The sequence below is a fragment of the Georgenia sunbinii genome, assembly GCF_036421875.1.
Classification (GTDB): Bacteria; Actinomycetota; Actinomycetes; order Actinomycetales; family Actinomycetaceae; genus Georgenia_B; species Georgenia_B sunbinii.
This window is the reverse complement of record NZ_JAZGOL010000015.1, coordinates 1-10,232: the sequence shown is the minus strand read 5'-3', so window position 1 is coordinate 10,232 and position 10,232 is coordinate 1. Positions and strand designations below refer to the sequence as shown.

At 67.9% G+C, this 10,232-nt stretch carries 2 protein-coding genes; both read left to right on the top strand.

Annotated features, from left to right (window positions below; all coding sequences use genetic code 11):
- Nucleotides 1-402 precede the first annotated feature (402 nt).
- Entirely contained in the window at nucleotides 403-5,667 is a 5,265-nt protein-coding gene (locus V2J52_RS16875) for a TIM barrel protein (RefSeq protein ID WP_331228910.1), read from the top strand.
- A gap of 557 nt (nucleotides 5,668-6,224) precedes the next feature.
- Nucleotides 6,225-10,232: PQQ-dependent sugar dehydrogenase (locus V2J52_RS16870; protein ID WP_331228909.1), on the top strand; the 4,008-nt coding region annotated here is incomplete at its 3' end.

The following is a 10,232-nucleotide window of genomic DNA, read 5'->3' as shown; positions in this document are numbered from 1 at the left end:
CAACCGGCTGCGGGCCCCACGCTAGTACCAGGCCACCGGCGACTGGCGGGAACCCGTGGCTGAGTAATGCCCCGCCGTACCACCTGATCCGTCGACCGCAACTCGAACGGATTCCTTGACATAGCCGAAAGCTGCTCTCTAGCGTCAGTGATTGCGTGGCTCGGGTCGATGGCGGTCTAGGGCGCGCGGGTTCTCGTTGCCGAGGGCCGAAACCACAACCGGATCGGGCCGACGCGCGGCGGGGCATCCGTCACTTGTCGGTTCGGCGACCCGTTGACGATCGTGGCCGGCGGGCTGCTTCCCGGATACGTCAAGGAGGATTCCGTGGTCAAGAGCTCAGCGGGTGGCCGATGGTCGACCCGAGGCGCGGCGGCAGTGCTGTCAGCCGCGTTGGTACTACCTATGACGATCAGCGGGGCGCAGGCGCACCCCGGAAACGCCCAGGTCCCCACAGCCGTGGAGACCCAGGCTGACATTGCGGCCGTCGATGAGGCAACCGCCACCGACTGGAACAACTACGACAAGGTGCTCCTGTCGAAGAACACCGGTGAGCCGATCGACCTCGCCGTGCTCCCCGACTCGCGAGTGCTCCACACCGCCCGCGACGGCGTCGTCCGCCTGACGGACCCCACGACGGGCGTGACCGACGAGATCGCCCAGCTCGACGTCTACGCGAACTCCGAGGACGGCCTCCAGGGCATCGCTCTCGACCCGGACTTCGCGGAGAACAGCTGGATCTACCTGGCCTACGCGCCGCGGGTGATGTCGGGTACGTCCCCGACCGGCGTCGAGTACCCGGAGACCACCCCGACCGGCAGCGCCCCCGAGGAGCTGCCCGAAGGTGCAGATCCGGCGACCTACTGGGACCAGTGGCTCGGCTACAACCAGCTCTCCCGCTTCCAGTTCGACCTGGAGACCGGCACGCTCGACCTGGACTCCGAGCAGGAGATCATCAAGGTCGACGCGCAGCGCGGCCAGTGCTGCCACGTCGGTGCCGACATCGCCTTCGACGGCGACGGCAACCTCTACCTGTCCACCGGTGACAACACGCCTGCCGGCACCCCCGGCGCCAACGGCTACGCGCCGAACAACGACGGCGAGGGGATGAACCCCGGGCTCGACTCGCGTCGTGGTGCGGGCAACACCAACGACCTGCGTGGCGCGATCCTGCGGATCAACGTGCTCGACGACATCGAGGCCGGCGCCGAGCCGGGCCCGGAGAGCACCTACACGATCCCTGACGGCAACCTGTTCAGCACCGGTGAGTACGACGCCGACCTCGTGCGTGAAGAGCTCTACGTCATGGGTCTTCGCAACCCCTTCCGGATCGATTACGACATCGAGGCCGGCGCGCTCGTCTGGGGCGACTACGGTCCTGACGCCCGTGAACCTGACCCGCAGCGTGGCCCCATGGGTTACGTCGAGTGGCAGCTGACCACCGAGCCGCTGAACGGCGGGTGGCCCTACTGCCACGGCCCCAACGCGAACTACAACAACTGGAACTTCCCGGCCGCGGGGCAGGACCCTGACTCCGGTACGCCGGGCGAGTTCTTCGACTGCGAGGCCGGCGCGATCAACGACTCGCGGTGGAACACCGGTCTCGAGCAGCTTCCGCCGGCGACCGCGCCGCAGGTCTACTACGGCGACAGCGTCGGTGACCAGCCGTGGGACGAGTTCGTCGAGTTCGGCAGCGGCGGTGGTCAGGCCCCGATGGGTGGCCCGATCTTCCGCTACGACGAGAGCAACGAGGCGGTCTCGCAGTTCCCTGAGTACTGGGACGGCAAGCCCTTCATGGCCGAGTTCTCCAGGGACTACGTCGCCGCCTTGACGCTCGACGAGCTCTCCTCGGCCGGCGAGGTGACCGCCGTGGAGGACTTCCTGCCCAACGAGCACCTCGAGACCGCGTCCCAGCCCATCTGGGACAACGTCATGGACATGGAGTTCGGTCCGGACGGCTCGCTGTTCGTGCTGGAGTACGGGGACGGCTTCTTCCGCCAGAACCCGGACGCCGGCCTCTACCGGGTCGACTACGCCGAGGGAAACAAGACGCCGCAGGCGCGGTTCACCGCAGAGCCCATCTCGGGCAGCGAGGCACCGCTCGCGGTGTCCTTCGACGCCTCGGCGTCCAGCGATCCCGATGATGAGGACCTCACCTACGAGTGGGACTTCAACAGTGACGGCGAGGTGGACGACACCGGCGTGACCGTGAGCCACACCTACGAGGAGCTCGGGCAGTTCACCGCGATCCTCCGCGTGACGGACCCCGACGGCAAGGTCGGCCTGTCCGTCCAGGACATCACCGTGGGCAACACCGCGCCGGAGATCGCGCTGAGCGTGGCCAACGGCGAGTTCTTCAACTGGGGCGACACCGTGACGATCGACGTCGAGGTGACCGACGCCGAGGACACCGAGGTGAATTGCCGCCGGGTGAGCTGGACCTTCGGGCTGGGCCACAACGAGCACGCGCACCCGGAGGAGTCCGGCCGTGGCTGCGAGATCGTCATCGAGACCAGCGAGAGCGCCCAGGACCACGGCGCGGGCGAGAAGATCTACGGCACGCTCGTCGTCACGTACACCGACGAGCCGCAGGGCGACGTCCCTGCGACGACCGGTGAGGCCACCCTCATCCTCAAGCCAGAGGTGCAGGAGGCCGAGTGGTACGACGCGTCCGAGGGCGTGAGCGTGGTCGAGGACGCCGAGGCCGGCGCCGGTCGCTACGTGACCGAGCTCGACGAGGGTGACTCGCTCACCTTCACGCCAGTGGCACTGCGCAACGCCCCGACCGGCGACGTCATCGACACCGTCACCGTCCGCGGTTCCGGCGAGGGCACCGTCTCCCTCACCTGGGGCGACGAGGAGTCCGCCTTCGCGAACGTCGAGTTCACCGGCGAGGACGGCTGGCAGGACGTCACCACCACCCTCGAGAACATCCCCGAGGGCTCCGGCTCGGTCGTCGTGACCAGCACGGGGGGCGTCGACCTCGACACCCTCACCTTCACCGCATCCGGTGAGACCGGCCCGGTCCGCATCCCCGTGGAGCAGGTCTCGGTGCAGATGTTCTCCCTCATCCCGTGGGTCGACGACGCGGGCCTGCGGCCCGTGCTCACCCGCCTCGCGGAGATCGGCTTCGAGAACATCGAGCCCTACGGCGGCAACTTCAACGGCTACACGGCCGAGGCGTTCCGCGCGATGACCGACACCCTCGGCCTGAGCGTGCCGTCCTCGCACTACGACACCGACGAGGAGACCTTCGACCAGACGCTGGAGTTCGTCGAGACGCTGGGCCAGGAGTACGTCGGCTCGGGTGGCTTCGCGGATCCGGGGATCGGTAGCTACGAGAACACGCTGGCCACGGCCGCCACGATGGACCGGCTCGGTCAGCGGTCCGTCGAGGCCGAGATCGGCAAGTTCTTCGGCCACAACCACGACCGTGAGTTCACCACCGTGTACGAGCACAACGGTGAGGAGATGTCGGCGTGGGAGATCCTGGTGGCCGAGACAGACCCGGAGTACGTCACCTTCCAGCTGGACGTCGGCTGGGCGGCGCACGCTGGTGTGGACGTCCCGGCTCTCATCGAGGAGTACGGGGACCGGATCGAGCTGATGCACGTCAAGGACGCCACCGGCCTCGGTGAAGACGATGGTCCGAACTTCACCAACCTCGGTGAGGGAGAGGTCCCGCTCCAGGAGATCCTCACCGCCGCGCAGGAGTTCGCGCCCATGGCGTACTACGTCCTGGAGTACGACCTTGCCCCTGACGGCGAGGACTTCGTGACGACCGGCTTCGAGTACCTCACCGGCCAGGAGGCCGGCGAGTTCGAGCCGATCCACGTCCCGACGGAGAATGTCTCGATCCAGATGTTCTCGCTCATCCCCTGGGTCCGTGAGGCAGGTCTTCCGTCGGTGCTCGCGCGCCTGGCGGAGATCGGCCTCGAGAACATCGAGCCCTTCGGCGGGAACCTGCGCGGCTGGACCGCCGAGGAGTTCCGTGCGATGACCGACCTCATCGGCCTGAACGTGCTCTCGTCGCACTACAACGTCGACGAGGACTCGTTCGACCAGACCCTGGACTACGTCGAGACGCTGGGCCAGGAGTACGTCGGCTCGGGCGGCTTCCCGGATCCCGGCATCAGCACCTACGGCCGCACGCTGGAGACGGCGCAGGCCATGAACCGGCTCGGTGAGCGGTCCGTCGAGGCCGGGGTCGGCAAGCTCTTCGGCCACAACCACGACCGTGAGTTCACCACCGTGTACAACCACGGCGGCGAGGAGATGTCGGCGTGGGAGATCCTCGTCCAGGAGACCGACCCCGAGTACGTCACCTTCCAGCTGGACGTCGGCTGGGCGGCGCACGCCGGGGTCGACGTCCCGAGGCTCATCGAGGAGTACGGCGACCGCATCGAGCTGCTCCACATCAAGGACGCCACCGGCCTCGGTGAGGACGATGGTCCGAACTTCACCAACCTTGGTGAGGGCGACGTGGACCTGCAGGGCATCCTCGCCGCTGCCCGGGCGCAGGAGACCGTCGAGCTCTACGTGCTCGAGTACGACCAGGCCCCGGACGGTGAGGACTTCGCATCGACCGGCTTCGAGTACCTCACCGGCCAGGAGGCTGGCGAGGAGGGGTCCCGCCCGATCGAGGTCACGACCGCCGCGGTGACGTTCTCCGACGAGTACGGCACGGCGAGCGACACCTACACGGTGCCGCGCGTCCCTGGCGTGGAGTACCTCATCGACGGTGAGGTCGTGGCGGCCGGCACCCACGAGGGTGAGGGCACCGTGACCGTCACGGCTCAGGCCGCGGCGGGCTTCGTGCTCGCCGACGGTGCTGCCACTGAGTGGAGCCACACCTTCTCCACCGAGGAAGCACCTCCGCCGGACCAGCGGACGGGGGACTTCCACCTCAGCAACGACTGGCGTGGCACCACCGCCGTGCACTTCATGTTCGGTCGGATGGCCGACGAGGTGTTCATCGGTGACTGGGACGGTGACGGCCAGGACACCATCGCGGTGCGCCGGGGCGCCACGTTCCACGTGTCCAACGACTTGCGTGGTGGGGACGCCGATGTGGTGCTCACCTACGGCCGGCCCGGTGACGTCATCCTCGTGGGCGACTGGGACGGTGACGGTACGGACACCTTCGCGGTCCGCCGCGGGGCCGAGTACCACGTGAGGAACTCGCTGACCGGGGGCCCCGCCGACGTCACCTTCACCTACGGTCACGAGACCGACCAGGTGCTGGTCGGTGACTGGGACGCCAGCGGCGTGGACACCCTCGCGATCCGTCGAGGTGCGGTGTACCACGTGAAGAACTCCCTCATCGGTGGCGACGCCGACGTGGTCTTCGCCTACGGTCGCCCCGACGATGTCACCCACGCCGGTGACTGGGACGGCAACGGCACCGACACCTTCGCGGTGCAGCGGGGTCGTACGTACCACGTGAACAACTCCCTGCGTGGCGGGGACGCGGACACGGTGGTGACCTTCGGCCGCCTCGGTGACGAGGTCTACATGGGTGACTGGGACAGCAACGGGACCGACACCCTCGGTATCCGCCGCCCGGTCGGCGGGCTCGCCGACGGCTCAGGTGCCGACGGCTCAGGTGCCGACCGCTCAGGCTTCGCCGGCTCGGTTCTCGACGCGATCGCCGAGGTGGTCGCCGGCTGACTCAGCTGACCATCGAGCAGCACCACGGCGGGGCCCGCAGCCATCACGGCTGCGGGCCCCGCTGTGGCGCCGCGGCGGACGCGGCGGCGCTCGCGGCCCGCGTCGTGTCGGAGGCCCACACGAGCGGCGCAACGCCGCCAAAGTAAATGCGTTGACGTAGCACCCATTTNGAGCAGCACCACGGCAGGGCCCGCAGCCATCACGGCTGCGGGCCCCGCTGTGGCGCCGCGGCGGACGCGGCGGCGCTCGCGGCCCGCGTCGTGTCGGAGGCCCACACGAGCGGCGCAACGCCGCCAAAGTAAATGCGTTGACGTAGCACCCATTTCGTCATCCGCAACCCGAACTTTTGGCTTGACTTTCGCGAAAGGTCGTCCTTACGGTCGTTGGCGTGTGAGCCGGGACACGTGGTTCCCGGGCACGCGGGTCCTCGTAGCCGAGGGCCGGAAAACCACAACCGGATCGGGCCGACGCGCAGCGGAGCATCCGCGGTCTGTCGGGCCAGCGGCCCGCTCATGATCACGATTCATGGGCCGTCTCCGGAGATGCAAGGAGGAATTGTGGCCAGAAGTTCAATGGGCGGCCGATGGTCGGCCCGAGGCGCGGCGGCAGTGCTGTCCGCCGCTCTGGTGTTACCACTGACGATCAGCGGGGCGCTAGCGCACTCCGAGCACGCCGAGGACCCCGCAGCGGGCGCCGAGGCTGACACGCCGGCCGTCGAGGCCGACGCCGAGACCGACTGGAACGACTACGAGAAGATCCTGCTCACCAAGAACACCGGTGAGCCGATCGACCTCGCGGTCCTGCCGGACTCGAGAGTCCTGCACACCGCCCGAGACGGCGTCGTCCGTCTGACGGACCCGGAGACCGCCGTGACCCAGGAGGTCGCGCAGGTCGACGTCTACGCGAACTCGGAGGACGGGCTCCAAGGCATCGCCATCGACCCGAACTTCGAGGAGAACAACTGGGTCTACATGGCCTACGCGCCCCGCGTGATGTCGGGAACCTCTCCCACCGGGGTGGACTATCCCGAGACCACGCCGTCCGGCAGCGCCCCCGAGCAGCTGCCCGAGGGCGAGGACGAGAGCTACTGGGACCAGTGGCTCGGCTACAACGTGCTCTCCCGGTTCCAGTGGGACCCCGAGACCAGCACCCTCGACCTGGACTCCGAGCAGCAGATCATCAAGGTCGACGCCCAGCGCGGCCAGTGCTGCCACGTCGGGGCCGACATTGCCTTCGACGGCGACGGCAACCTGTACCTGTCGACCGGTGACAACACCCCGGCCAGCACCCCCGGTGCCGACGGCTACACCCCGATCAACAACGCCCCCGGCATGAACCCGGGCTTCGACTCGCGCCGCGGCGCGGGCAGCACCAACGACCTGCGTGGTGCGATCCTGCGGATCAACGTGAACGACGAGATCGAGGCCGGCGCCGAGCCCGGCCCGGACAGCACGTACACGATCCCCGAGGGCAACCTCTTCAACTCCGGCGACTATGACGCCGACCTCGTGCGTGAAGAGCTCTACGTCATGGGCCTGCGCAACCCGTTCCGCATCGACTACGACATCGAGGCGGGCGCACTGACCTGGGGCGACTACGGCCCCGACGCCGGCTCCGCGCAGGACGACCGCGGACCCATGGGCTACGTCGAGTGGCAGCTGACCACCGAGCCGATGAACGGCGGGTGGCCCTACTGCCACGGCCCCAACGACGGCGGCGCCTACAACGAGTGGGACTACGAGAACGAGCAGCCCGGTGACCTCACCTTCGACTGCGACGCAGGCCCGGTGAACAACTCCACCTGGAACACCGGGCTGGAGCAGCTCCCGCCGGTGACCGAGCCGCAGATCTGGTACGGGGACAGCCCCGGCGACCAGCCCGAGGCGTGGGACGGTCTCGTCACCTTCACCGAGACCGGGGGTCAGGCACCGATGGGTGGCCCGATCTACCGCTTCGACGAGGAGCTCGACTCCCCGACGAAGTTCCCGGAGACCTGGGACGGCGTGGCCTTCATGGCCGAGTTCTCCCAGGACTACATCGCGGCCTTCGAGATGGACGAGCTCAGCAGTGCTGGTGAAGTCACCGATATCCACAACTTCCTGCCGAACGAGGTGCTCGAGACCGAGAACGCGCCGCCGTGGTCCGGCATCATGGACATGGAGTTCGGTCCGGACGGCAGCATGTACGTGCTCGAGTACGGCAAGGGCTTCTTCACCCAGAACCCCGAAGCCGGTATCTACCGGATCGACCACAACCCCGACAACAAGACGCCGCGGGCAGCCTTCACGGCCGACCCCGTCTCGGGCAGTGACGCACCGCTCGAGGTCGCGTTCGACGCCTCCGACTCGTTCGACCCCGAGGAGGGCGAGCTCACCTACGAGTGGGACTTCGACGGCGACGGGGAGATCGACGACGAGGGTGTGACCGTCAGCCACACCTACCCCGAGCTCGGCCAGTTCGGCGCGGTCCTTCATGTGACCGACCCGGAGGGCTTGGTCGGCAGGGCCGTCCAGCAGATCACCGTGGGCAACACCGCCCCGGAGATCACGCTGAGCGTCGATGACGGCGCGATCTTCGACTGGGGCGACGACGTCACCGTCAATGTCTCGGTGTCTGACGCCGAGGACGGCGACACTCCCGAGTGTGAACGCGTGAGCTTCATCTTCGGGCTGGGCCACAACGAGCACGCGCACCCGGAGGTCTCCGGCACGGCGGACGAGAACTGTGAGTTCACGCTCGAGACCAACGAGAGCGCCGTCGAGCACGGCGAGGGCGAGAAGATCTTCGGCTCCCTCGTCGTCAATTACACGGACGAGCCGCAGGGCGAGGTCCCGGCCACCACCGGCGAGACCACGCTGATCCTCAAGCCAGAGGTCCAGCAGGCCGAGTGGTACGACGCGGCGGACGGTATCAGCGTCGCTGACGACAGCGAGGCCAGCGCGGGCTCCTACGTCACCGAGTTCGAGGAGGGTGACTCGCTCACCTTCGCGCCGATGGCGCTCAGCCACGCCGCGAGCGGCGACGCCATCGACACCGTCACTGCGCGTGGCTCCGGCGAGGGAACCATCTCGCTGAGCTGGGGTGACGCGGAGTCGTCGTTCGCCGACATCGAGTTCACCGGCGGGGACGGCTGGCAGGACGTCGAGACCGCACTCGAGGAGATCCCCGAGGGGTCCGGCTCGGTCGTCGTCACCAGCACGGGCGGCGTCGACCTCGACGCGCTCACCTTCACCGCTTCCGGTGAGACACCCGGCGAGCCGGGTGAGCCGGATGAGCCGATCACGGTTCCGGCCGACCAGGTCTCGATCCAGATGTACTCGCTGCCCCCGTGGGTCGAAGAGGCCGGCCTCCAGCCGGTGCTCGCGCGGCTGTCCGAGATCGGCTTCGAGAACATCGAGCCGTACGGCGGCAACTTCGACGGCATCTCGGCCGAGGACTTCCGGTCGATGGTCGACGAGCTCGGCCTGAGCGTCCCGTCCTCGCACTACAACACCGACGAGGACACCTTCGACGAGACGCTCGCGTACGCCGAGACGCTGGGTCAGGAGTACATGGGCTCTGGTGGCTTTGCCGCTCCGGGCTTCGACTCCTACGAGGACACGCTGGCGACGGCTGAGACGATGAACCGGCTGGGTCAGCGGTCGGTCGACGCCGGTGTGGGCAAGTTCTTCGGTCACAACCACGACAGCGAGTTCACCACCACCTTCGAGCACAACGGTGAGGAGCTCTCGGTCTGGGAGATCCTGGTGGACCAGACCGACCCGGAGCTCGTGACCTTCGAGCTCGACGTGGCCTGGGCCGCGCATGCTGGTGTGGACGTGCCGGCTCTCATCGAGGAGCACGGCGACCGCATCGAGATGCTGCACATCAAGGACGCCATCGGCCTCGGTGAGGATGATGGTCCGAGCTTCACCAACCTGGGTGAGGGCGAGGTCGACCTGCAGGGCATCTTGGCCGCTGCTCGGGACCACGCGGAGATCGCGTACTACGTCCTCGAGTTCGACCAGGCTCCGGAGGGCGAGGACTTCGTCACCACCGGCTTCGAGTACCTCACCGGCGACTCGGACGGCGAGGAGCCGCCGCCGTCGTCGGGTGCGGCGGAGTTCCACCTGAGTGATAACTGGCGGGGCACGACGCATCACTTCTTCAAGTACGGGCGGATCGCCGATGAGGTGTTCGTCGGTGACTGGGACGGTGACGGGACCGACTCGATCGCGGTGCGTCGTGGGAACGTGTTCCACGTGTCCAACGCGCCCCGCGGCGGGGACGCCGACTGGACCTTCCGGTACGGCCGCGAGGGTGACACCGTGCTGGTCGGTGACTGGGACGGTGACGGCGCCGACACGTTCGCGGTGCGTCGCGGTAGTGAGTACCACGTGAAGAACCACCTGCTGGGTGGGGACGCTGATGTGGTGTTCAACTACGGCCGGGCCGATGACGACGTCCTGGTCGGTGACTGGGACGGCGACGACCTGGACACCCTGGCGGTGCGTCGTGAGGCGACCTACCACGTGCGTAACTCCATCTCCGGTGGAGCGGCGGACGCGGTGTTCACCTATGGCCGG

Excerpts from the sequence above, each read along its gene's own strand:
- V2J52_RS16875 (WP_331228910.1), top strand. The coding sequence starts at position 403 with ATGACGATCAGCGGGGCGCAGGCGCACCCCGGAAACGCCCAGGTCCCC.